Raw genomic sequence first — 24139 nt, forward strand, 5'->3', positions numbered from 1 at the left:
TGGAAGGGGCCGTTGCCCTGGAAGGAGCGGCGGCCGTGGAAGGAGCCGCTGCCCTAGAAAGAGTCCTTCAACAGCACGTCCAGGAGTGTGATGGCGGCTGCCTTGTCCAGTGGGTTGTTCTTGTTTCCGCATTTGGGGGACTGCACGCAGGACGGGCAGCCGGTATCGCATTCACACGCTTTGATGGCCTCCCGCGTGGCGGTGAGCCACACTTTGGCCTTTTCGAAGCCTCGCTCAGCGAACCCCGCACCGCCCGGATGGCCGTCATAGACAAAGATCGTGGGCACTCCAGTGTCTGCATGCAAGGCAGTCGAAACGCCACCAATATCCCAGCGGTCGCTCGAGGCCACGAGAGGAAGGAGCCCGATGGCCGCATGCTCGGCGGCATGCAATGCTCCGGGAAACTGCGCTTCCACCAGATCGGCGTCGCGCAATGACCGGTTGTCCACCACGAACCACACAGCCTTGGTGAAGAGGTCCCGGGCCCCAAGGTCCAGGGGCTCTTCTCCCAGGATCTCGTTGGAAATCAAGGCCTTGCGCTGGAAGGAGACCACTTGGGTAGTAACCTTTACGTCGCCGAAATGAACCGCGATGTCGCCCCATTGAACGGAGCGGACCGTCTTCAGGACCTCGATCTGAGTTACGTCCCGCGCCGTGGTGTAGAAGTCGGGATTCGCGCGGCGCACCATCACACAATGGTCTGTTTCGTTGAGTTCTTCCACGAGGTAGCTGTCGCCTTGATGCACATATATGGCGCCAGTGTGGGCCTGGTAATGCGTCTGTGGAGAGTCCATGGTGCCCAGCAGGGAGCCGGTGTCTGCATCAACGATGCTGACCGGCCCGCCGCCGTCGGCACGCAGATTAACCATTCCGGCAGCACTCTGCGGGTGCGTCCAGAACCAGCCGGCCGGGCGTTTGCGGAGATACCCTTGCGCCACCAACCGGTCAAGGAGACCTTCGGCAGAGGGGCCGAAGAGCCCGAGCTCCGCAGGGCCGATGGGCAATTCCGCCGCAGCCGCACAGAGATGCGGCCCCAAGACATAGGGGTTGCCGGGATCGAAAACGGTGGCTTCCACGGAGACGTCAAAGATCGCCTCGGGGTGGTTCACCAGGTACGTATCCAGGGGATCGTCGCTGGCCACGAAGGCGGCGATGGCGTCTTGGCCTGCCCTGCCGGCACGGCCGATCTGCTGGAACAGCGAAGCCCTGGTTCCCGGCCAGCCGGCAACCAGCACGGCGTCGAGTCCCGAGATGTCGATACCGAGTTCCAACGCCGAGGTGCTGGACACGCCCAAGAGTTCACCGGAACGCAAAGCCTTTTCAAGGGCTCGACGTTCCTCCGGCAAATACCCGGAACGGTATGCCGCTACGCGTTGGGGAAGGCTTGGGTCCACCTCGTCCAAGAGTCTCTTGGTGATCGAGGAGATCGATTCGGCGCCCCGCCTCGACTTGATGAAGGCGATGGTACGCACCCGGGAGGAAACAAGGTTTGCCAGGATGTCCGCACTTTCGGCTACGGCAGTGCGGCGGGATTTGGCTCCGTTCTCGCCTTTTGTTTCCGTGAGGGCCGGTTCCCAGAAGGCAACTGTGGTGGAACCGTGGGGGGAGCAGTCCTCGGAGACTTCCCTGACGGGGGCACCAATGAGCCTGCCGAACGAAACAGCGGGATCCGACGCTGTGGCCGAGGCCGCAATGAAGATGGGTTCAGGGAACGTTGTACCAGCACCGTAGTAAGCGCAGATCCGGCGGAGGCGCCTCATGAGGTTGGCCACATGGGAGCCAAAAACCCCTCGGTAGCTGTGGGCTTCGTCGACGATCACGTACCGCAACCGGCGGAAGAACCTGGCCCACCACGTGTGGTTGGGCAGGATGCCGAAATGCAGCATGTCGGGGTTGGCCAGAATGAAATTGGCGTGGTCGCGGATCCAGCGCCGGGACGCTTGGTCAGTGTCGCCGTCGTACGTTTCCGCGCGGACTGTGGGCAAGTTCAGCGAGCGGATAGCTGCCAGTTGATCAGCAGCGAGCGCCTTGGTGGGGGACAGGTACAGGGTCACCGCACCGTCGTCGTGAATCTTTCCGGGCTCGGACAGCACCCGCAGCTCGGAGCGGTGGATCGCGTCCAAAGCCGGCAGTTGGTATGCCAACGATTTGCCCGAAGCAGTGCCAGTGGCGATCACTACATGTTCGCCGGAGTGGGCGAGTTCGGCGGCCTGGATCTGGTGCCGGTAGGGCTCGTGGATGCCGAGGCTCCTGTAGGCGTCCACAATGTCGGTGTGCACCCACTGCGGCCAGGGCTCATTGACGGCCTTGCGCGCGGGAATTGTGTGGACATGACGCAGCTGCTCGGGGTCCGGGGTCCGGCCCAGAAGGGAGATCAGCGAATTCGGTGCAGCCACCGAATCATTCTGTCACTGTGTGGGGCGCACGAACGGCGGTCCCCACGGGTGCCGCCGTCGTATCCTGGCAGTTCAACTGAGTTGTTCACGCCAACTTGGCTTGAAAGCCCGGCAGAACCGTCGCTGGTTCAGGCTACGGACAGGTCGGACCCCTCTTCGCTGCTGGTGGACATCATGAGCACATGGCAGACGCTGTCCCAGCCAAGGTGGGAGTAGAGCTTCTGGCCGTCCAGGGAAGCCAGCAGGAGACCGTTCTGCACATCGTGGGCAAACGCCTGTGCGGCCAAAGCCTTCATGATGAAGCTGCCCAAACCGCGGCGCTGGAAGTTTGGCTCTGTGACGATCTTGTCGAAAACTGCAGTGCCGTTGACCACGAATACCCGGCCGCTGGCAGCAACCTGCTCGCCGGAATGTACTACCGCGTGGTGGACGCCGTTAGTTTCTGAGGTGGCCAGTTCGAGGTCGTCATCAGGTAGCCAGGGATCTTCGGCATCCTGGGTTTCCATGTCGACGATCATCATGGTCTGAGAGGCGGACGTGACGTTCAGTCCATGCTGCTCGGCCAGGTATTTGTAGCGCTGAACGTCGTTGGTCAGCACTGTCAGGATGCGCGTATCGGCTTCCGCGGTTTTAGCTGCCAGCGCTGCGAACTCTTCGTCTGAGGGATCGTGGGCGAAATACTCCCAGTCCCCGGTTTTGTCGGCTCGCAGAGCCGCGGGGAAGCGCCCTTCCTGGCGTACTTCATAGCCCCGGCAACCGGCCCAACCGGCCACCCAGACTTCCAAAAGGTGCGCGATGTCTTCAACCAAGGCGTCTGGACTCATGTAGGAAGAGTATGCCAGCGGTGCATGAAGCAACAGGGGCATCAGGGCATGGGAAACCTTGCTTATGAAATTGTGATCGCTTTACCCGGGCGAGCCCTCTGCCGGCCCTGCAGGAGAGCGGATTTTACTGCACCCAGTACCCTTTAATAGTGGCTCTGAACCGAATTGTGCTCTTCTATGGCTTTACCCCGATCGCCGACCCCGACGCCGTGCGTCTTTGGCAGCGTGCCCTGTGCGAAAAACTGGGGCTTACCGGTCGTATCCTGATCTCCAAGGACGGCATCAACGCCACGGTGGGCGGCGAGCTCAACAAAATGAAGCAGTACGTGAAGACCACCCGCGAATACAAGGGTTTCCACGGCATCGACTTTAAGTGGTCCGAGGGCGGCGCCGCCGACTTCCCCCGCCTGAGCGTCAAGGTCCGCGACGAAATTGTCTCGTTTGGAGCGCCGGGGGAACTCAAAGTCGACGAGAAAGGCGTGGTGGGAGGCGGCAAGCATTTGCAGCCTGAGGAACTCCACACGCTCGTAGACGCCAAGAAAGCCGACGGCGAGGACGTGGTGTTCTTCGATGGTCGTAATGCTTTTGAAGCCCAGATCGGCAAGTTCAAGGACGCCATTGTCCCGGATGTTGCCACTACCCATGACTTCATCAAGGAGCTGGACTCCGGCAAGTACGACGCCCTCAAGGACAAGCCCATTGTTACGTACTGCACTGGAGGCATCCGCTGCGAGGTGCTGTCCAGCCTGATGGTCAACCGTGGCTTCAAAGAGGTGTACCAGCTTGATGGCGGGATCGTCCGCTACGGCGAAACCTTCAAGGACCAGGGGCTTTGGGAAGGTTCGTTGTACGTGTTCGACAAGCGCATGCATGTCGAATTCAGCGACGACGCCAAAACCATTGGCGAATGTGTTCGCTGCGCTGCGCCCACCAACAAGTTTGAGAACTGCTCGAACCTTAGCTGCCGCACGCTGACGCTCTACTGCGCCGAGTGTGCGTCGAGCCCGGAAACGCTGCGCTGCCCGGAGGGCTGCGCGGCCGCTTAGGACGATTCCTTCAGGAAAACAGGCAAAAGCACGGTACTCGTTAAAGCCGGCTGACGCGGTACGCGAAGTTGGCGTCCGACCTTGAGCCGACCGTGATCGACAAAATGGCATCCTTTTCCAGCTGGACCACGTTGACGCGGGCGTTGGCGCATCCCAAGGTCAGGTTGACGAGCTCCGCGTCGGCCAAGGTGACCACAAACGTCACCCGCCGGGTGCCTCGGCAGGCCAGCGTAACGGCGTAGGTACCGCCGGGCAGTTGAACGGTTTGTTCGGTTCTGGACTCGCCCGGGTTCAGGTAACCGCTGCTGGAATAGAACGATTGTCCCTGAGAGTCCGGCAGCGCCCCGCGTGCCCACTCTTTCAGTTCTTCACCGGTGACAGTTTGCTCCAGCGACGGGTCCGGTGGAAGTGCCGCATTGGTTGCCGTGACGGTGGGACCAGCCTCCGGCCTTCCGTCGTCATAGGTGTACTCACATGCCGAGGCACTGAACAGCACAAGCAAAAGTACGACGGCGGTCCTTGCCAGCCGTTGCAACCTCACCGGGAGGGCGCCCTTGCTGCCCATAACCTGACTTTACGCCGGTGCAGGCCCCGCCCCATAGGGGCGGATGGGACCTGCCGTGGCAGCCCTATTTGCCGGCCGGAACCAGTTGGTAGGCAAAGATCAACGGTGCGTCCACGCTGCTCGTCGAGATGCTGACGGCGGCGGTATCCGGGACTCTGATCTTCACAACCTCCAGGCTGCCATTGCAGGCGGCTCCCGCGTCAGCGATCTGCTTTCCCGCAGCGGACACAGCAAAGAAAGCCTTGCCGCCGCCGTCGCAGGCCATGGTCAGTGTGTAGGACCCGGCCGCGACGCTGGAAGCCTCTTTGACCAGCGGTTCCCTGTTCAGGATCTTGCCCGAATCCTCCAGTACCGTCCCGCTTACCGCCGGCAGCACTTTCTCTTTCCAGGCGGGAACGTCAGCGTCAGCGACGTTGCCCGGTGCCTGGCAGGCACTGATTGCCAGCAGGCTTCCGACGGCGAATGCAAACAGGCCCATGCGGTGCCATGTGGAGGAGAAGTTGAGCATGATTCAACGCTACCGGGTTCCGGCGACCAGCTTTTTCCACATAGACCAACCCCGAGCCGCGCTCCGGTGAGAGGCACCCATAGACTTGCACGGTGACTGAATCCGCTACCTTATTTACCGCCGGCAACACTCCCGACGCCCCCCGCAGTGACCTCCCGGGGCTGCTCACGGCGCTCGCAATGGACCTCCGCGCCGTCTCGTACACGGTGGACTCCGTCGCTGAGCTTCTCGGTGGATCCGCCTACGCGGCACTCAACAGGGACCAGCTCATTCCTGCACTGTTGGAGAGTGAGCGACTCCTGGCTTCGGCGGAACCGGCCAGTCGTGCGCTCGCGGTGGTGGTTCGGCTCTGGTTGCTTGCTGTTCCGCAATCCCAGCCCGACGTCGACTCCGCTCTGCCCGGTATCCGCACAGACGGCTTGGTGGATCTGGGCCTCGTCACCCAAAACGCCGGCATTGTCACTGCAAAAGTGGATCTCCGGCCCTACGGCTGGAACCCGAATGCTGATGGCAGCGGAGGCGCTGAGCTATGGGTAGCCAGTGATCTCGCCGCACATCAGCAACCCGGAGTCCTGCGGCACGACCATGTGCTGGGAATCGGGCAGGCATCCACCACGCTGGTTCAAACCACCATCCGACCACACACAGAACGGGCGCTGGACCTGGGCACCGGCTGCGGAATCCAGACGTTCCATCTCCTGCATCACTGCGAGCACGTCACGGCCACAGATATCTCTGTACGGGCGCTCGCATTCACCCGCTTCAACTTGCTGCTTAACGCCGGGGAGTTGGGGTTGGACACCGAAAACCTGGAGGCCAGAGTCAGCCTGCGGTTGGGGTCCTTGCTGGAACCGGTGTCGGGAGAAAGTTTTGGGCTGGTGGTGTCCAATCCGCCCTTCGTGATTACTCCACGGAGCAGCGGCGAATCGGCAACCGACCAATTCACCTATCGCGACGGTGGACTACCGGGCGACGACATCGTTGCTGCCCTGGTCAAGACTTTGCCCTCGGTCCTCGCACCGGGTGGCACGGCCCAGATGCTGGGCAACTGGGAAATCACTACGGAATCGCAGTGGCAGGACCGGCCTGCCTCGTGGCTTCAAGATTCCGGCTTGGACGGATGGTTCATTCAGCGCGAACAATTGGGGCCGGAACAGTATGCCGAGACCTGGCTCCAGGATGCGTCGGAAACGCGGGACCGGCGGCATTACCAGGATTCCTACGCCGCCTACCTCGATGACTTCGCCTCGCGCAACGTGGAAGGCATCGGCTTCGGAATGATCTGGTTGCGTCGAGCCCAGGCAGGGAACCCGTCGCAGCGACATACTCAAGCCCCGGCACATAACCGGGAACCCTTCAGCCGCTTCGAGGAAATCACCTATCCCATAGAGCAACCCATCGGCCCCCACCTTGGCGCAGCAGTGGAACGCGTGGACTGGCTTTATGGGAATTCCTTGGCAGAAGCGCATCTCATGGTGGCTGACGACGTCACGGAGGAACGTCATCAGCGGCCGGGTGCCCAGCATCCCGGTGTGATCCTGCTCCGGCAAGGAGCCGGCCTCCGACGCACCAACCTGCTGAGCACGGAGCTGGCGGGATTCGTCTCCGCGTGCGACGGCGAGCTCTCCGTCAAACAAATTATTGGGGCCTTGGTGGCACTCCTGGGTGGGGGCGAAGACTTTGACGAGGATTCCTTCCGGTCCGGGCTCCTCAATGAAGTAGGGAACCTCGTCCGCGACGGCTTCCTCCTTCCAGACCAGGACGCTCCTGATGGGCACGCGCTTGATCCGAACCAGGGGTCCTCGTGACCATCAATGCGGCGCGGCGCCCACAAGGGTCGCCGCTGCGCGCTGGTGGCCCTGTCTACACTGAAGAAGTGATTTCAAACAACGAGACATCCCAAGCGTCAGGCGGTGCCCCGAGCCGGAAGCGGGCCGAGAAGACGGTTGAGATTACCGATCCCAAGGCTATTCGGGCCTTGGCGCACGCAGCCCGTCTCGAGGTCATTTCCGAGCTCTATGCCACGCAGGTGAGCCACACGGCCACCGAACTCGCCGCCCGGACGGGCCTCACGCCCAGCGCTATGAGCTATCACCTGCGGGCCCTGCAAAAGTGGGGAATCGTGGCACCCGCCGAAAACGCCGGTGACGCCCGCGAACGCCGCTGGAAAGCTGCCGGCACGGACTTCACCATCTCCGGAGGCAGTGTGGCCAGCCCGGAAATTGCGGTAGTGGATCTTGAACTGGATGCCTTCCGGCGCAGGGCCTCGGCGTTTGCCAAAGCCCGTGGCGAGCGCAAGCAGCGGGGTGATGCGGGGGAGGAGCCGGCGTCGGTGGTGCTGGCGAGCAACTTGCTGTACCTGACCAATGATCAACGCAAGGAATTATCCGACAGGATTCGAGAGGTCTTGCGCGAGTACGAACTTGACGATCCCACCCGGATTCCGCAGGGGGCTGAGCGCGTTGCTACCCTGTGGTCCATGATCCCGGATGACCGCGTGGCTCCGGGCAAATAACAGCCCGGACAGGGTCCCCCATTTCACCGGCTGAGCGCAGGATTCTGCAATCTATGGTGAACTAGGCCAATATGGGCACCAGCCCAAGTACACATTTTTTCTGTAGGAGCACCGTGCCCAGCAAGGCAAAATCCGGCAAGAAACTCGTGATTGTCGAGTCTCCGGCCAAGAGCAAGACCATCGCCAAGTACCTTGGCGAGGGCTTCATCGTCGAGGCTTCCATCGGCCACATCCGGGACCTCCCGCAGCCGTCGGACCTCCCTGCAGAACTCAAGAAGACCTCGCTGGGCAAGTTCGCCGTCGACATTGAAAACGACTTCAAGCCGTACTACGTCGTCTCGCCGGACAAGAAGAAAAAGGTAGCCGAGCTCAAAGCGCAGCTGAAAGACGCTGATGCGCTCTATCTCGCAACCGATGGGGACCGCGAAGGCGAAGCCATCGCGTGGCACCTCCTCGAGGTCCTGAAGCCCAAGGTTCCCGTGTACCGCATGACTTTCGGTGAAATCACCAAGGAAGCCATCCACCGTGCCATGGACAACCTCCGCGACGTCGACACCGCTTTGGTGGACGCCCAGGAAACCCGTCGTATCCTTGACCGGCTCTACGGCTACGAGATCTCTCCGGTGCTGTGGCGTAAGGTGGCCCGCGGCTTGTCCGCCGGCCGTGTCCAGTCTGTGGTGACCCGCATGGTGGTGGACCGTGAACGCGAGCGCATGGCCTTCAAATCGGCGTCGTATTGGGACCTGACCGGCCAGTTCGGCGCGGATTCGGGTTCGTTTAAGGCCAAGCTTGCCGCTGTGGACGGCTCCAAGGTTGCCAGCGGTCGCGACTTCAACGACGACGGCCAGCTCACCTCCTCCAACGTGGTGCACGTCAACGAGGAAATGGCTACGTCATTGGCCTCCGGCCTGGAGAACGCCGATTTCCGGGTTCGCTCGGTCGACACCAAGCCGTACACGCGCCGTCCCGCTGCACCGTTCACTACCTCCACACTGCAGCAGGAGGCCGGCCGTAAACTCCGGTTCTCCTCCAAGAGCACCATGCAGGTTGCCCAGCGCCTGTATGAAAACGGCTACATCACTTATATGCGTACGGACTCGTCCGCGTTGAGCGATGAAGCTGTCACGGCCGCACGCCGTCAGGCCGCTGAACTCTACGGTCCCGAATATGTTCCCCAGAGCCCTCGCGTCTACGCCAACAAGGCGGCCAACGCACAGGAAGCCCACGAGGCCATCCGCCCGGCGGGTGACTCCTTCCGGACCCCCGCCCAGGTTGCTAAACAGCTCAGCGGTGATGAATTCCGCCTGTACGAGCTCATCTGGAAGCGGACGGTCGCATCGCAGATGGCAGACGCCAAGGGTTCCACGGCCACCATCCGGCTGGGTGCCGTGGCCGCGGATGGCCGGGACGCAGAGTTCTCCGCATCCGGTACGGTCATCACTTTCCCCGGTTTCCTCGCAGCCTACGAAGAAGGCAAGGATGAGAGCCGCGGGGACGATGATTCCGACGACGCCCGCCGCCTGCCGAACGTTGCCAAGGACGATTCCCTGACAGCCTCGGACATCGTCGCTGTTGGTCACGAAACCTCGCCTCCTCCCCGTTACACGGAAGCGTCGCTGACGGCTGAGCTGGAAAAGCGGGGCATCGGACGCCCGTCCACCTACGCTTCCACGATTTCCACTATCCAGGACCGTGGGTACGTTCGGAAGCAAGGTTCGGCCTTGGTTCCGAGCTGGATCGCCTTCTCGGTGATCCGCTTGCTGGAGCAGCACTTCACAGACTACGTGGATTACGAATTCACGGCAGACATGGAAGGCGACCTGGACAAGATCGCCAACGGTCAGGCCGTTGGCGCAGCTTGGCTGAAGCACTTCTACTACGGTGAAGACGCCGATCCCGGCCTGCTGAGCATCGTGAACAACCTCGGCGAAATCGATGCCCGCGAGATCAACTCAGTGCCCATCGCAGAAGGCATCACGCTCCGGGTTGGAAAGTTCGGTCCGTACCTCGAGAGCAGCATCCCCACGGTGGACGAGAAGACCGGTGAGGTCATCGAGTCGGCACGCGCCAACGTCCCCGAGGAACTGGCACCTGACGAGCTCACGGCTGCCAAAGCCATCGAGCTGATGGAAACCGCTGCCCCGGAGGAACGAGTCCTCGGAGCAGACCCGCACACCGGCCACACAGTGGTTGCCAAGAACGGCCGCTACGGAGCCTACGTCACCGAGATCATCCCCGAGATGACCGAGGAGCAGCTGGCCAACCAGCCCGTTGAGTACTACAAGAACGGCAAGCCCAAGCCGCCGAAGAAGCCCGTCAAGGCCAAACCGCGCACGGGTTCGCTGTTCCAATCCATGACCGTGGACAGTGTCACGCTGGACGAAGCACTGCAGCTCATGAGCCTGCCCCGGGTTCTTGGTGAGGATGCCGAAGGCAACCCCATCACGGTCCAGAACGGCCGGTTCGGTCCCTACCTGAAAAAGGGCACTGACTCCCGCTCCATCGGGTCCGAAGAGGAGATCTTCACGATCACGCTGGAACAGGCACTGGAGATCTACTCACAGCCCAAGCAACGCGGCGCCCGTGCAGCGGTTCCGCCGTTGGCTGAGTTTGGCCCGGACCCTGTGTCGGAGAAGAACATCGTCGTGAAGGAAGGTCGCTTCGGCCCGTACATCACCGACGGCGTCACCAACATCACCGTGCCGCGCTCAACCTCGCTGGAGGAACTGACCCGCGAACGCGCCGTCGAACTCCTGGCAGAAAAGCGGGCCAAGGGCCCGGTCAAGCGGACCACCACCACCCGCAAGGCGCCGGCGAGGAAAGCGGCCGCCAAAAAGTAGCTCGATTCAGATGGCGGAACGGGAGGGATTCCCGGTGTGGCGTGCTCGTTCAGCGATGCAACCACGCCGGCGGATCGCTCCCGTTTGTCATGTGCGTTAATGGTGGCGAATTGCGTCCGGGCGGGCATCGTGGTCGAGTAGAAGCATGACTGAACAGACTGTTGCACCGGACAACGAACCTTTGAACGACCTCGAGGCGAAGCTTGCCTTGGCCGAACAACCGGACGCGAACCCGGTGGATGTCATCCTCGCTTTCCTCAATAACGAGGTCTATCTGGTGAGCTCGGAAGCCGTGGATGGCCCCGACTCGTCCGTGGAGCCGTTGGTCTTGTCGAACGCCGAAGGCCAGCCCGTTTTGGCGGTCTTCAGCCACCCGAGCCGCGTAGACGAACGTTTCCTCGACGCCGCCCCGCACGTCCTCGGCACCATGGGTTCGGCGATCTTGGGGAACATCGGCGATGAGCTGGGCATGGTCATCAACCCGGGCAGTGCCTACGGCTTCGAAATCGACCCTGAAGGCATTGCGAACATTCGCCGCGACTTCAAGCGGGCAGACGAGGTCGGGGAGCCCACCCAATAGCGGTCTGCGAAGCTCCAAGGCACCAGCACGCAACCGAAACGTGGTCGCGAAGTTGCTTCACGGGCTTCGAATCGGTGAATAATGGCAGAATGCGTCTTGGCGTTCTCGACATCGGTTCCAACACCGTCCACCTGCTCCTCGTGGATGCCCATCCTGGCGCGCGCCCGGTGGCTTTCGCCTCCCACAAGCGACCGTTATCGCTGGTTCAATACCTCGACGGCGACGGAAACATCAACGACGCCGGCCAGACCGAGCTGATTGAGTTCGTCCTGGAAGCCTGGGAGTTTGCCGCCCGGCACAAGGCCGAAGACCTGCTGGCTTTCTGTACATCGGCCATCCGCGAAGCGACCAACGGTGCGGAAGTGCTTGCACGCGTCAAGCACGAGACCACGGTGACCCTCCAGGAGCTGACGGGCAGTGAAGAAGCGTCCATGACGTTCTTTGCAGTCCGGCGCTGGTACGGCTGGGGAGCGGGCCCCATCCTGGATCTGGACATCGGCGGCGGGTCCTTCGAAATGGCCTATGGAACGGATGAGCTTCCGGAGTTTGCCACGTCCGTACCTTTGGGTGCCAGCCGTTTGACCCGTGACTGGCTCCACGACGATCCGCCCTCGGCGAAGAGCGTCAAGGAACTCCGCCGCTATATCCGCTCTACCTTGAAGCCCGTGGTCCGGAACTTCCATGAACTCGGCCGGGCCAACCTGGTGGCGGGCACGTCCAAGACATTCCGATCCCTGGCCCGCATTGCAGGTGCGGCTCCCAGCGCCGCCGGGCCGTACGTCAAGCGAGAGCTTCACGCTGCCGACCTCGGATTGTGGGCCCAGCGGATTTCGGCCATGACGGTTGAGGACCGCCTGTACCTCCCCGGCGTTTCAGATGCCCGTGCCCGTCAGCTCCTTGCCGGGGCGTTGGTGGCCGAGGCCGCCTTGGAGCTTTTCGAATTTCCCAAGATGGAGATTTGCCCCTGGGCTTTGCGGGAAGGCCTGATTCTGCGTCGACTCGACCAGCTGGTCTTCGAGGAAGCATTGGACCCGGCCCCGCATGTGGGCAAACGCAAGAAGGACAAGTCCAAGAAAAAGGCAGCGAAGGAAGGCAACGGGCACGCGGACCGCCAGGACCTCACTGTTGCGGAGTTTCCGGTGACCACTCCGGATTCCGGCCTTGCTGCACCAATCCCGGCCCCGGTTGCAGGCGGGCTGGCCTCCTGAGATGAGTACCGACGTCGAACCTGAAGTAAATGGCCGCCAGATCCCCGTAGCGCTTTCCAGCGCCTCTGTGTACCCGCTGAGCGTCCATGACGCCTTTGCCGTGGCGCAGGACCTGGGTTACGACGGCGTCGAGGTGATGGTGACCAATAACGCCACGAGCCAGAATCCTGATGCGCTGATCCAACTGAGTCACCGTTACCGCCAGCAGATCGTCTCCATCCACGCGCCTACGCTGTTGCTCACCCAGCAAGTGTGGGGCGCAGCCTGGAACAAGATCGAGAAGTCCTGCCAGATGGCCAGGGACGTCGGCTGCGATACCGTGGTGGTCCACCCCCCATTTCGCTGGCAGTCCAACTACGCGGAGAATTTCGCTGCAGGTGTCCGCGAAATCGCTGCTATGTACCAGGTCCACATCGCTGTGGAGAACATGTACCCGTGGCGCGTCCGGGGCCGTGAAGCGGTGGCGTACCTGCCGCACTGGGACCCGCTCGGACAGGATTACGACGACGTCACATGGGATTTCTCGCATGCTGCAACTGCCGGGGCCAACAGTTTGGAAGCCGTCCAGGCGTTGGGGAGCAAGCTCCGCCACGTGCACCTCACGGACGGATCGGGATCCGGCAAGGACGAACACTTGGTGCCAGGTACCGGGACCCAGCAGTGTGCCGACGTACTGCAGCATCTGGCCGGCAACGGTTTCAGCGGCGTGGTGGTGGCTGAGATTTCCACCCGCAAGGCGAAAGTCGCAGGTGAGCGGGAGGAAATGCTGGCAGAAACCCTTCGGTTCGCCCGTCAGCACCTCAGCGTTCCGCTGGTCCGCTCACACGACAAATAGCGTTCGGCGTGGCGGGTCCGCGCCCAACGCCGCACCAAGACACCACGCGTTAAATGCGAAAGCACCGGCGGCCGAATCGGGAAATGGGGGAAAAACCCGCCCGGCCACCGGTGCTGCTGGCGGACATCCCCATGCCCGCCTCATCACTCGCACCCTCAATGAGGTAACTACTAAGTTACGGACCAAGAATGGGTGCAGCCTGCAATAACCTTGGGAACAAGCTGGGAATCCGAAATCCGGAAGACGTTCGCCCCATCCGAGGGCTAACTGCAATGATGGATCAATGAGCAACCGAATCGCATTCCTTGGCTGTGGATCCATGAACGAGGCCATCCTGGCCGGCCTTCTGGCTGCCGGTACAGACCCGTCAGACATTGTCGCGACGGTCCGCCGCGCTGAGCGTGCGGACGAGCTCGCTCAGCGCCACGGAGTGATGGCCATTGCGGGCGAGGAAGAGCCGGACAACAACAAGCTTGCCACCAAGGGCTCCGGGATCGTCATCCTGGGCGTCAAACCGGTTGGCATTGCGGACCTGGCACGGGAAATCAGCCCGGCGCTGGCGAAGGACACCATCGTGGTCAGCGTGGCCGCGGCGGTCTCCATCGCCCAGCTGGAGGCGGCCCTCCCGGCCGGACAGCCGGTGATCCGCACCATGCCGAACACGCCCGCAAAACTGGGGCGCGGCGTCGTTTCCGTCTCGCCGGGAACCCATTGCACGCCGGAACAGCTGGAACAAGCCAAAGTGGCGCTGGCCGGTGCCGGCACTGTGGTGGAGATCCCGGAAGAGCAGGTGGACGCGTTGTCCGCCATCAGCGGTTCCGGTCCTGCCTACGCCTTCTACCTGGCCGAAGCGATGGCGGCTGCCGGCGTCGAACTCGGCCTGGATGCTGAGTTGTCAGTCATGCTGGCCCGCGAGACCGTAGCAGGCGCAGGCTTCATGCTGGCCGAACCGGGTGCCGACCCGACCAAGCTCCGCGTCGCCGTCACCAGCCCCAACGGCACCACCGAGCGTGCCATTGCAGCCTTCGACGACGGTGGGATTCCCCGCATCATCGCTGACGGCGCCCGCGCGGCGGCTGCCCGCGCAGCGGAGATCACCGCGCAACTGGGCTAACTCCCTTCAAAGACTCACCAAGACTACGGGCGGGCTGCGAAGCGCTCCAGCAGGTCCACGTGTCCGGACACGATCAGCATGTCGTGGCCGGACACTTTGGTTTCCGGCCGGGCGTAGGTGAAGTCCTCGCCGGGGGTTTTCACACCCACAATGGTCACGCCGTACTTGGACCGGACCTTCGATTCCTCCAGCGTGAAGCCCACGGTTTCCTTGGGCGGATACATTTTGACGATCGCGTAATCGTCGTCGAACTCGATGAAGTCGAGCATGCGGCCGGACACCAGGTGGGCGGCGCGGACGCCGGCGTCGGCCTCCGGGTAGATGACGTGGTTGGCGCCGATCCGGCTCAGGATCTTGCCGTGCGAGGGCGTGATGGCCTTGACCCAGAGGTGCTGGATACCGAGGTCCACGAGGTTCACGGTGATGAGCACTGAGGATTCGATCGATGTGCCCACGCCCACGACGGCCGAGCTGAATTCCTGGGCGCCGAGTTGGCGCAGGGCATCGATGTTGGTGGCATCGGCTTCCACCACGTGAGTCAGTACTGGAGCCCACTTCTGGACGAGGGAACGGTCGCGTTCTATGGCGAGCACCTCGCGGCCTTGCTTCACCAGTTGTTCGGCTGTGGCGGAGCCGAACCGGCCCAGGCCGATGACCAACACTGGGGCGTTGTGGGCGGGCCGGTTGGCCGCTCCTGTCGAACTAGCCAATGATTGGCCTCTCTTCCGGGTAGTGGTATAGCTGGCTGCGCTGGCGCAAGGCCAGTCCGGCAGCGAGGGTTACGGTGCCGAGGCGGCCCGCGAACATGAGCACGGTCAGGACATAAACGCCAGACGGCGGCAGCTCGGCGCTGAGGTTGGTGCTTAGCCCCACGGTGGCAAAGGCGGAAATGGTCTCGAAGAGGACCCTGTCCAGCGAGGCCCCGCTGATGGCCAGCAGCAGGAACGCTGCCACGGAAACGAGCGTGGCGCCGGCGACGATCACGGAGATGGCAACCCGCATGGTGCCTTGGGGGATGGTGCGGCCATAGACCTTGACGTCGGCGTCGCCGCGGGCTTCGGCCACGATGGCGAGGAACATGACGGCGATAGTGGTCACCTTGATGCCGCCCGCCGTCGAGGCTGAACCGCCACCGGCGAACATTAAGGCATCGGTGAGGAGCATGGTGGTGGATTCCATGTGGTTCTGGTCCACGAGGTTGAAACCGCCCGAACGCGTCATTACAGAGGCAAAGAGCGAATGGATCATCTTGTCGCCGAAGTCCATGTGGGCGATGGTGCGGACGTTGTCCCATTCCATGAGAGCCCAAAGGAGCGTTCCGGCGACCAACAGAATGAACGAGACCTGGATGGTGAGCTTGGTGTGCAGGTTCCACTTTTTCCAGTTGAGCCCGTTCTGCTGGAGCACCATCACCACGGGAAAGCCGAGGCTGCCCAGGAAAACGCCAAGCATGAGCGGAATCAAGATCCAGAGGTCGGTTTCGTAGGGCACGATTCCGTCTGAATGCGGCGTAAATCCGGCGTTGTTGAAGGACGAGATCGAGTAGAAGACGCCGTGCCACACCGACTGCCAGAACGGCTCGCCAAGGACCATGAAGCGCGGGATCAGGGCCAACGCCAAGGCTGCCTCGATCACCACGGACGTGACAATAACGATCCGGAGCAGCGTACCCACTTCACCGAGACGCCCGGCATTGTTCATGGCCTCTTGGGCGATGAGCTTGCCCCGGACACCCAGGCGTTTGCTGACCATGAGGGCCAACAGGGAAGCGAGCGTCAACGTGCCCAAGCCACCCACGAAAATGCCTACCAGGATGACCAGTTGCCCAAAGAAGGACCAGTGCGTGGCCGTCGAAACCACCGTCAAGCCGGTGACACACACACTGGAAACGGCAGTGAACATGGACTGGTGCAGGGGAGTCGGCTCGCCCGAAGCAGCGGCGGCGGGAAGGGAAAGCAGCCCGGTGAAGAGCAGGATAACCATGGAGAAGGCAGCCAGGGCCAAACGGGCCGGGGAGGTGTTCGCGATGTTGTCGATGAAGTCGCGCACGCCCGTGAAGATCCAAAGGCCTTCCCGTTCCTGCTGGCCGGGTTGCCAGTTGGTCGGGTTCTTGGACCTCGACTGGCTTTGCGTCATGGCAGTGCTTTTTCGCTCTTCCTGGATTCGGACAATGCTTTCTTGAGTAGTAAACCACTATTCCAGCGGCGTAACGGGGCGGGCGGCCCCTCGGGGCTCAGGTAGCCTGTTCTGGATGAACTCCAGGCTTGGAAAAATGGCTTCCAGCATTACGCGGTCCGCACTGCCAACGACGGTGGTGTGGGACCCGGCCATGACTGCCTACAATTTTGGTCCGGGCCACCCCATGGCGCCGCAGCGCCTCGAACTGACGGCCAGGCTCGCAGACTCGCTCGGGCTCTTTGACCACAGCCATGTGGCGGTGGAGGCGCCCGCGCTGGCTACCGACGTCGAACTTCTGACCGTCCACAGCGCCGGGTATGTCGAGGCAGTGCGCCGCGTCAGCAACGACCCCTCCGTCCCCGAAGAGGAGCGAGGCCTGGGGACCGAGGATGACCCCGCCTTCGCAGGGATGCATGAGGCCAGTGCCCGGCTTGCCGGCGGTTCGCTGCTCGCCGCGGACTCGGTCCTGTCCGGTCATGCAGTCCGTGCCGTGAACTTCAGCGGAGGAATGCATCACGCCGCGCGTGAACGTGCAAGCGGGTTCTGCGTCTACAACGATGTTGCCCTTGCCATCCAGCGACTGCTCGACGGCGGTGTGCAGCGGATCGTCAGCATCGACGTCGACGCTCATCACGGCGACGGGACGCAAAGCATCTTCTGGAACGACCCCCGGGTCCTGACGATCTCCCTGCATGAAACGGGCCTGACGCTCTTTCCCGGAACAGGCTTCGCCAACGAAACCGGTGGGCCGAACGCCGTGGGCACGTCCGTGAATGTCGCCCTCCCTGCCTTCACGGGTGACGCCGCCTGGTTGCGGGCCTTCCACGCCGTGGTGCCGCAGCTTGTGGGTGCCTTCCAACCAGAGGTGATTGTCAGCCAGCACGGCTGTGATTCGCACCGGCTGGATCCGCTGACGCACTTGAATCTGAGCGTGGACGGGCAGCGCGAGGCGGCTGCCGCCGTCGCAAGTTTGTCTGCCCGCTACTGCGAAAACCGTTGGATCGCCACCGGGGGCGGCGGCTATGACGTCACAGGTGTTGTGCCGCGCGCGTGGAGCCACCTGATCGGGATGGTGACGCAGCGTCCGGTGCCCTTGGCCGCACCGGTGCCCGAGGCGTGGCGCACCTATGTCAAGGAGACCTACGGTGTGTGGGCGCCGGAGTCCATGGGTGACGGCGTGGACGTGTGGTGGCGGTCATGGGAGGTCGGCTACGACCCCGCCGATGAGGTGGACCGGACTGTAATAGCCACGCGCAAGGAAATCTTCCCGTTGTACGGACTGGATCCCTGGTTCGACTAAAGCCAGGCCCCCGCCTTTCAGCTGGTCTTTTCGGTCTGGAACACCACGCCGGCAGCACCTACGAGCCAACCCAGCAAGGACAACGCGAAGGCGCCAATGAGGTCCGTGGACGCCTGCCCCTTGAACAACCACAGCACCAGGACCAGCATCCCCATGGTCATGTAGACCATGATGGCGAAGATCACCCGGCCGGAAAGCCGTGATGCAACCTCCGCGGGGTTGACCAAGGGACTGCTCTGGCCGGTTTCGGCCTGATCACGCTTGACCTCGGAAATCGTGAAGCCCAACGCCGACGCCGTCAGGGAACTGAGCGAAGTGGCCAAGACGCCCGCCGCAGTCACCAAAGCGCCGTTGAGCTCAGGCGCAACCGCGCCGCCTGTGGGTATCCAGGTCCCCACGCGCACCAACACTGTCACCCAGACGAACACGAAAAGCGCCAGGAAAACTGCGGCGATGATGTTGAACATGTGCCGCCGGAGAATGTCAGTCATGGCCATGCACCCCGTGCTTTTGGCGGCCGGGGCCTGGCAGCCCGGACGGACCGTGACTCCGTTGTAGCACCGGCCCCTGATTGGGTCAACGATCCGTACCCGTCGCGGCAAGAAACAGGGATGCCAATTGGCGTATATGTCGCTAGGGTGGGAGGCATGGTGACTGACGACGTATTTGCCGTCATAGCTGAGGCAACCAGGCGCGACATTCTGGTTTCCCTCCGCTCTGGGGATAAAGCTGTAGGCGAATTGGTGGAAGAACTGGCAGCAAGCCAGCCCACGATCTCAAAGCATTTGAAGGTTCTGCGGGAGGCTGACCTCGTCAGCATGCGCGCGCAGGGCCAGAAGCGTTTCTATGCCCTGAACCCCAAGCCGCTCGCGGGCGTCGCCAGTTGGCTGGAAACGTTCGACGTCGGAACAGCGGCTCCCGCCGCCGTCGTGCCTTCCGCCGCTGCCAGTGAGCCCGTCCCGGTCGCTGATGCTTCTTCAGGTGAAGCTGTGGCCACGCGTCCGGCAGCCGTAGGCCAAGCAGTCAAGGTCCACGCAGCCGAGGCTGCTGTGCCCGTTGAGGCTGGTGCGGACGATACTGTTCCGCAGCAGATCGGCCGTACCGTTGGCCGTGCCGCAACCAAGGCCGCGGACCTTTTGGCCAATCTCCCGAACCTGCCCAATCTGCCCAAGTTCGGGCGGAAGCGGTAACCACGAAACGGGTGCAGGGCGCCAAGCTAACGTGATACTCCTCACATTGTGAGGTTTTGTTTACCTTTGGTTTCCTTGAATTTTCAAGGTTTTTCTACGGTTGTGTTAACTCGGCGACGAAGGGTCACATTCCCTTCGGGTGGAGATCCTACGTCCATCGGTGCAACCATGAGCGGGACTGAATCGTCTCGCCGCGGGTCGGCGCACTGATGGATAGGAAGACGCATGGATTCGAGGCTCGAAGCTGTCCGGAATACCGTATTGGCGCGGAACCCGGGTGAAAAAGAATTCCACCAAGCGGTGACTGAGGTCTTCGAAAGCCTTGGCCCGGTCCACGACCGTCACCCCGAGTTCCTCGAAGGTGCCGTCCTTGAGCGGCTCTGCGAACCTGAGCGCCAGATCATCTTCCGCGTCCCGTGGACCGACGACGCCGGCCGCGTCCACGTGAACCGCGGATTCCGGGTGGAGTTCAACTCTGCGCTCGGCCCGTACAAGGGTGGTCTGCGCTTCCATCCGTCCGTCTACCTGGGCATCGTTAAATTCCTCGGCTTCGAGCAGATCTTCAAAAACGCACTCACAGGCATGCCCATCGGCGGCGGGAAGGGCGGCTCCGATTTTGACCCCCGCGGCCGTTCCGACGCCGAGATCATGCGGTTCTGCCAGTCCTTTATGACTGAGCTGTACCGCCACATCGGCGAATACACGGACGTTCCCGCTGGCGACATTGGTGTTGGCGGCAGGGAGATCGGCTACCTGTTTGGCCAGTACAAGCGCATCACCAACCGCTACGAGTCCGGTGTCCTGACCGGCAAGGGCATCTCCTGGGGTGGCTCGTTGGTCCGCCCCGAGGCGACGGGTTATGGCACGGTGATCTTCGCGCAGGAGATGCTGAAGACCCGCGGCGCTTCCTTTGAGGACCAGCGAGTGGTGGTGTCCGGTTCCGGAAATGTGGCCATCCACGCGATCGCCAAAGCCCAGGCGCTGGGCGCCACGGTAGTAGCCTGTTCCGATTCGGCCGGTTACATCGTGGACGAGGCGGGCATCGACGTCGAACTCTTGCGCCAGATCAAGGAAGTGGAGCGCGGGCGCCTCACCGACTACGCAACGCGTCGGCCCGGTTCCAGCCACGTTGCAGGCGGCTCGGTGTGGGACGTCAATGGTACGGTGGCGCTGCCTTGCGCCACGCAGAACGAACTCGACGGCGATGCTGCCGCCAAGCTCGTCAGCAACGGCCTGATCGCGGTGGCGGAAGGCGCGAATATGCCGTCCACGCGTTCGGCAGTGTCCGTCTTCCAGGAGTCCGGTGTCCTGTTCGGGCCGGGCAAGGCAGCGAATGCTGGAGGCGTGGCGACGTCGGCCCTTGAAATGCAGCAGAACGCCAGCCGTGACTCATGGTCCTTTGAGCACACCGAGCAGCGCCTCACCGAAATTATGGTGGGCATCCACGATCGCTGCGCTGCCACGGCCGAGGAATACGGTGCACCGGGTAACTACGTGGTGGGCGCCAACATTGGCGGCTTCGTCAAGGTAGCCGACGCGATGCTGGCCCAGGGCCTGATCTAGCCCCCGTGCCCATCTGAGTAGCAGTAGAGGCCGTTTTGAACGCTCAAAACGGCCTCTACTGCTACTTAGTTGGGCGGGCGCTAGTGCTGCAGCAGCCGCACGTGATCCGGGTTGAGGTCCGAGACCTTGCTGACACCCAGAAGCGCCATGGTCCGTGTCATGTCCTTCTCAAGGATCTGGATGGTCCGGTCCACACCATCGCGGCCGCCGGCCATCAGGCCGTACAGGTACGCCCGGCCGATCAGCGCGAAGTCGGCCCCCAGCGCCAGCGCGGCCACGATGTCCGCGCCGCTCATGATGCCCGTATCCAGCATGACCGCGGCCTTGCTGTTGTCCGCCTTCAGCGCTGCTGAAACGTCCGGCAACAGGTGGAACGGGATGGGCGCGCGGTCCAATTGGCGGCCCCCGTGGTTGGACAGGACGATGCCGTCAGCTCCGTGGTCCACTACCTTGCGGGCATCCTCAACCGTCTGGATTCCCTTGACCACGAGCTTGCCCTTCCAGGTTTCGCGCAGCCAGTCGAGGTCCTCGTACGTCAGTGTGGGGTCGAACATTGAGTTGATCAGGTCAGCGACAGTGCCCGTGTAGCGCGAGAGAGACGCGAACGTCAGGGGCTCGTGCGTGAGGAAGTTGAACCACCAGGCCGGGCGGTAAGAAGCGTCCAGGACGGTCTTCAAGGTCAGTGCCGGCGGAATGGTCATGCCGTTGCGCACGTCGCGGAGTCGGGCGCCTGCTACTGCTGTGTCCACGGTGACCATGAGGGTGTCATTGCCGGCCTTGGCCGCGCGCTCGATGAGTTCGAGCGAACGGTCGCGATCGGTCCACAGGTACAGCTGGAACCAGTTGCGGCCGTTCGGAGCTGCAGTGGCGACGTCTTCAATCGAGGCCGTGCCCATGGTGGACAGGGTGTACGGAATGCCTGCGGCTTCGGCGGCCTGCGAGCCAGCGTATTCACCCTCGGACTGCATCATGCGCGTGAATCCCGTGGGGGCAATGCCAAACGGGAGCTTGGATTCTTGTCCGAGAATGTCCGTGCGGAGGTCCACCTTGGACACGTCACGCAGGATGCCGGGACGGAATTCGATGTCCTGGAAAGCCTGGCGCGCCCGGCGAAGCGTGATCTCTGCTTCCGCCGCGCCGTCGGTGTAGTCGAACGGTGCCTGCGGCGTGCGGCGCTTGGCCATGTCGCGCAGGTCCCAGATGGTGCTGGCGCGCTTGAGGCGTGCGGCCTTGCTGAACTCGGGTTTCTTGAACTGCATGAGCGGAGCCAGGTCCGCCACCTTGGGTACGCGCCGCTTCAGCGCCGGCGGACGCACGACGGCGGAGGCGGCCTGGGTGGGCAGCTTCGGGTCTGCGTCGTTGCCCGCCTCAGCCGGCGCAGCCTTGGCCGGCGAATCGGTGGGCTTGGAGTCGAGGGTCTCGGTCATGCGGTTCTCCCTTGAATTGTGTGGTCTAACCACACTGTAAAGCATGTGGTCGGACCACATCAACTAGTATTCCCCTATGCGTACCCACGAACTTGTCCTGCAGTGGATTGAGAAACAGCTGTCCGACGGCGACCTCGCCCTCGGTGGCCGGCTTCCGGGCGAGCGTGCCATGGCCGAACAATTGGCGGTTTCCCGCACGTCGGTGCGCGAGGCCGTGCGGATTCTCGAAGCCATGGGTGTGGTCCGGGCAGGCGTTGGTTCGGGCAAGGATGCGGGCACGGTGGTGATCGCCGAACCCGGTTCAGCGCTGGGCTCGACCTTGCGGCTGCACGTAGCGACGCGGCATCTCCCGGTTGCCGACATAGTGGAGACCCGTGTGCTGCTCGAATCCTGGGCCGCAAACCGTGCGAAGCCGGGCGCGCTGGCCCTGGAAGAGGCTGCCGACCTCCTTGACCAGATGGATGCCGGACCTGACGTCGACACCTTCCTGGCGCTCGACGCACGCTTCCACGTTGCCCTGGCAGAGGCTGCGGGCAACTCTGTGGTCAGCGCCATGATGGCCTCGCTGCGCGGTGCGATCGAGGGATATGCGAGGGAGCTGACGGGGAATCTCCCCGATTGGGACGCCACCTCCAGCAGGCTTCGTGCTGAGCACCGGGCGATTCTCGCTGCGGTCAACGCGAACGACGGCGGTTCGGCAGCGGACCTTGTGGCCGCCCACATCGAGGGCTTCTACAAGGAGGCCGGAGTGGGCTCGGAGGCCTCCGGAAATTAGAGCAACGCGGGGTCACTTATGGCCCATGATGGGCTTCCGGATGGGCCGTAAGTGACCCCGCGTTGCATTTCTAGGCGGGCTTGAGCGCGGGCGCTGCAGTGCTCTTGCGGATCTCCATCCGGGGTGAGAATTCATCCTGCGCCTGTACCTGCGCTTCGCCGGCTTGCTGAATCTGCTCCTTCATCCGGCGCCACGCCAGGCTTCCCAGTTCGTTGATGGGTACGGCTGCCGTGGTGAGTGGTGGGGTGGTGTAGCGGGCGAAGGGGATGTCGTCGAAACCCGTGACGGAGATGTCTTCGGGCACGCGTACTCCGCGTTCGTGGAGCCCGCTGAGCAAGCCCATGGCCACGAGGTCGTTGAACGCCAGAACGCCCGTGGCGCCCGAGGCGATGATGGCTTCCGTTGATTCGTGTCCCGAGTCAAAGTTGGATCCGCCGAACAGCATCTGCAGTTCGATTTCCGGGTGCTGCTTGCGGAACTGATCCAGTCCCACCAGGCGTTGCCGGTTGGAGGCGCTGTGCTCCGGGCCGGACAGGAACGCGAGGCGGGTGTGCCCCAGGCCCACCAGATGCTGGGCCAATTCCTGGATGCCCTGCCCGTAATCCACGCTGAGGCTGGGGGTGTTGGTGGCGATGGTGGTGCGGTTGATGAGCACCAAAGGGTGAAGGGTGGGGGCGAGTTCCTCGAGCTCGGCGTCGGCCATGCGGGGAGCACACAGGACTACGCCATCGCAGCGCCGGCGGGCCTCGCCGGCCAGGATGGCTTCCTCGCTGGTGACTTCCGAGGAATCGGCAATGAGTACACGGTAGCCGTCTTGCGCTGCGGCAATGCTGAGTCCGCGCAGGATGGCCTGGAACGTGGGGTTTGCCAGGTCCGGGACCACAATGCCGATGGTGTCGGTTTTGCCCAGGGCCAGGCTGCGGCCCACCGGGTTGGGTTGGTACTTCAATTCGGCTGCCGCCGCACGGACGCGCTCGGCAATGCCGGGATCCACCGCCGAGTTACCGTTCATGACGCGCGACACAGTGGCGTGCGAGACGCCTGCCTTCTCCGCGACATCGGCAATGCCGATCCGCCTGTTTGTGTTCCTGCGTGCCATGTGGCCCCTTCCCATTGGCCGCCTCCGTGTTGCCCCGTCGTCGGGGCAATGGTTGACGTGACCGCCAGAGTCTTGATACAAAGCTTATAACGCTCTGAGAAAACGCTTTCTCATGATTCTTCCCAGATAAAGCCGCGTCGTCAAGCGGTTCACTCCTGCCTTTGGAAAGGGGCATC

General features: G+C 62.8%; 21 protein-coding genes. 12 read left to right on the forward strand and 9 right to left on the reverse strand.

Annotated elements, in window-relative coordinates:
• Nucleotides 1-53: 53 nt before the first annotated feature.
• Both ACIQC5_RS00240 and ACIQC5_RS00245 read right to left on the reverse strand, forming a co-directional pair.
• The gene (locus tag ACIQC5_RS00240) at nt 54-2396 is read right to left on the reverse strand and encodes a DEAD/DEAH box helicase (protein WP_400277581.1); all 2343 of its coding nucleotides are present in this window, start codon (nt 2394-2396) and stop codon (nt 54-56) included.
• Nucleotides 2397-2524: 128 nt separating this feature from the next.
• Nucleotides 2525-3220, reverse strand: a complete 696-nt coding sequence (locus ACIQC5_RS00245) for a GNAT family N-acetyltransferase (protein WP_400277582.1) — start codon at nt 3218-3220, stop codon at nt 2525-2527.
• A gap of 149 nt (nt 3221-3369) precedes the next feature.
• Here ACIQC5_RS00245 and ACIQC5_RS00250 point away from each other — a divergent pair, with 149 nt between their 5' ends.
• The gene (locus ACIQC5_RS00250) at nt 3370-4266 is read left to right on the forward strand and encodes a rhodanese-related sulfurtransferase (protein ID WP_400277583.1); all 897 of its coding nucleotides are present in this window, start codon (nt 3370-3372) and stop codon (nt 4264-4266) included.
• A 40-nt stretch (nt 4267-4306) separates the two neighbouring features.
• Here the strand turns inward: ACIQC5_RS00250 and ACIQC5_RS00255 are convergent, their stop codons facing one another.
• Together ACIQC5_RS00255 and ACIQC5_RS00260 are read right to left on the reverse strand one after the other, a co-directional pair.
• Nucleotides 4307-4831: a hypothetical protein gene (locus tag ACIQC5_RS00255; protein WP_400277585.1), complete on the reverse strand. Its 525-nt coding sequence runs from the start codon at nt 4829-4831 to the stop codon at nt 4307-4309.
• Between the two features lie 64 nt (nt 4832-4895).
• The gene (locus ACIQC5_RS00260; RefSeq protein ID WP_400277586.1) at nt 4896-5339 is read right to left on the reverse strand and encodes a hypothetical protein; all 444 of its coding nucleotides are present in this window, start codon (nt 5337-5339) and stop codon (nt 4896-4898) included.
• Nucleotides 5340-5431: 92 nt separating this feature from the next.
• Here ACIQC5_RS00260 and ACIQC5_RS00265 point away from each other — a divergent pair, with 92 nt between their 5' ends.
• From ACIQC5_RS00265 to proC, 7 genes are all read left to right on the forward strand, one after another.
• Nucleotides 5432-7147, forward strand: coding sequence for a methyltransferase (locus tag ACIQC5_RS00265; protein ID WP_400277588.1), 1716 nt, complete (start codon nt 5432-5434; stop codon nt 7145-7147).
• Nucleotides 7148-7215: 68 nt separating this feature from the next.
• The gene (locus ACIQC5_RS00270; RefSeq protein WP_400277589.1) at nt 7216-7854 is read left to right on the forward strand and encodes an ArsR/SmtB family transcription factor; all 639 of its coding nucleotides are present in this window, start codon (nt 7216-7218) and stop codon (nt 7852-7854) included.
• 113 nt (nt 7855-7967) lie between these two features.
• The gene (gene topA / locus ACIQC5_RS00275) at nt 7968-10694 is read left to right on the forward strand and encodes a type I DNA topoisomerase (RefSeq protein WP_400277591.1); all 2727 of its coding nucleotides are present in this window, start codon (nt 7968-7970) and stop codon (nt 10692-10694) included.
• 145 nt (nt 10695-10839) lie between these two features.
• Entirely contained in the window at nt 10840-11274 is a 435-nt protein-coding gene (locus ACIQC5_RS00280) for an SseB family protein (RefSeq protein WP_400277592.1), read from the forward strand.
• A gap of 89 nt (nt 11275-11363) precedes the next feature.
• The gene (locus tag ACIQC5_RS00285; RefSeq protein WP_400277593.1) at nt 11364-12482 is read left to right on the forward strand and encodes a Ppx/GppA phosphatase family protein; all 1119 of its coding nucleotides are present in this window, start codon (nt 11364-11366) and stop codon (nt 12480-12482) included.
• 1 nt (nt 12483) lies between these two features.
• Complete coding sequence (locus tag ACIQC5_RS00290) at nt 12484-13317, forward strand: sugar phosphate isomerase/epimerase family protein (RefSeq protein ID WP_400277594.1); 834 nt, start codon at nt 12484-12486, stop codon at nt 13315-13317.
• 283 nt (nt 13318-13600) lie between these two features.
• Nucleotides 13601-14431 (forward strand): pyrroline-5-carboxylate reductase, encoded by an 831-nt coding sequence (gene proC / locus ACIQC5_RS00295; RefSeq protein ID WP_400277596.1) that lies wholly within the window; start codon nt 13601-13603, stop codon nt 14429-14431.
• A gap of 23 nt (nt 14432-14454) precedes the next feature.
• On the opposite strand, the gene ACIQC5_RS00300 is transcribed toward proC, so the two are convergent.
• Together ACIQC5_RS00300 and ACIQC5_RS00305 are read right to left on the reverse strand one after the other, a co-directional pair.
• Entirely contained in the window at nt 14455-15093 is a 639-nt protein-coding gene (locus ACIQC5_RS00300; RefSeq protein ID WP_364164415.1) for a TrkA family potassium uptake protein, read from the reverse strand.
• A gap of 40 nt (nt 15094-15133) precedes the next feature.
• Complete coding sequence (locus ACIQC5_RS00305) at nt 15134-16567, reverse strand: TrkH family potassium uptake protein (protein ID WP_400277597.1); 1434 nt, start codon at nt 16565-16567, stop codon at nt 15134-15136.
• A 115-nt stretch (nt 16568-16682) separates the two neighbouring features.
• Here ACIQC5_RS00305 and ACIQC5_RS00310 point away from each other — a divergent pair, with 115 nt between their 5' ends.
• The gene (locus tag ACIQC5_RS00310; RefSeq protein ID WP_400277598.1) at nt 16683-17909 is read left to right on the forward strand and encodes an acetoin utilization protein AcuC; all 1227 of its coding nucleotides are present in this window, start codon (nt 16683-16685) and stop codon (nt 17907-17909) included.
• 17 nt (nt 17910-17926) lie between these two features.
• Here ACIQC5_RS00310 and ACIQC5_RS00315 read toward each other — a convergent pair whose 3' ends face one another.
• Nucleotides 17927-18400: a hypothetical protein gene (locus ACIQC5_RS00315; protein ID WP_400277600.1), complete on the reverse strand. Its 474-nt coding sequence runs from the start codon at nt 18398-18400 to the stop codon at nt 17927-17929.
• Between the two features lie 156 nt (nt 18401-18556).
• Between ACIQC5_RS00315 and ACIQC5_RS00320 the strand changes: the two genes are divergently transcribed.
• Entirely contained in the window at nt 18557-19099 is a 543-nt protein-coding gene (locus ACIQC5_RS00320) for an ArsR/SmtB family transcription factor (protein WP_400277601.1), read from the forward strand.
• Nucleotides 19100-19324: 225 nt separating this feature from the next.
• Nucleotides 19325-20662: an NADP-specific glutamate dehydrogenase gene (gene gdhA / locus ACIQC5_RS00325; protein WP_400277602.1), complete on the forward strand. Its 1338-nt coding sequence runs from the start codon at nt 19325-19327 to the stop codon at nt 20660-20662.
• Between the two features lie 80 nt (nt 20663-20742).
• On the opposite strand, the gene ACIQC5_RS00330 is transcribed toward gdhA, so the two are convergent.
• Nucleotides 20743-22089, reverse strand: a complete 1347-nt coding sequence (locus ACIQC5_RS00330) for an alpha-hydroxy-acid oxidizing protein (protein ID WP_400277604.1) — start codon at nt 22087-22089, stop codon at nt 20743-20745.
• Nucleotides 22090-22165: 76 nt separating this feature from the next.
• Between ACIQC5_RS00330 and ACIQC5_RS00335 the strand changes: the two genes are divergently transcribed.
• Complete coding sequence (locus ACIQC5_RS00335; protein ID WP_400277606.1) at nt 22166-22864, forward strand: FadR/GntR family transcriptional regulator; 699 nt, start codon at nt 22166-22168, stop codon at nt 22862-22864.
• Between the two features lie 70 nt (nt 22865-22934).
• Here the strand turns inward: ACIQC5_RS00335 and ACIQC5_RS00340 are convergent, their stop codons facing one another.
• Nucleotides 22935-23963: a LacI family DNA-binding transcriptional regulator gene (locus ACIQC5_RS00340; RefSeq protein ID WP_400277607.1), complete on the reverse strand. Its 1029-nt coding sequence runs from the start codon at nt 23961-23963 to the stop codon at nt 22935-22937.
• Nucleotides 23964-24139: the final 176 nt, after the last annotated feature.

This window comes from Paenarthrobacter sp. NPDC092416 (assembly GCF_044755025.1).
Lineage (GTDB): Bacteria > Actinomycetota > Actinomycetes > Actinomycetales > Micrococcaceae > Arthrobacter.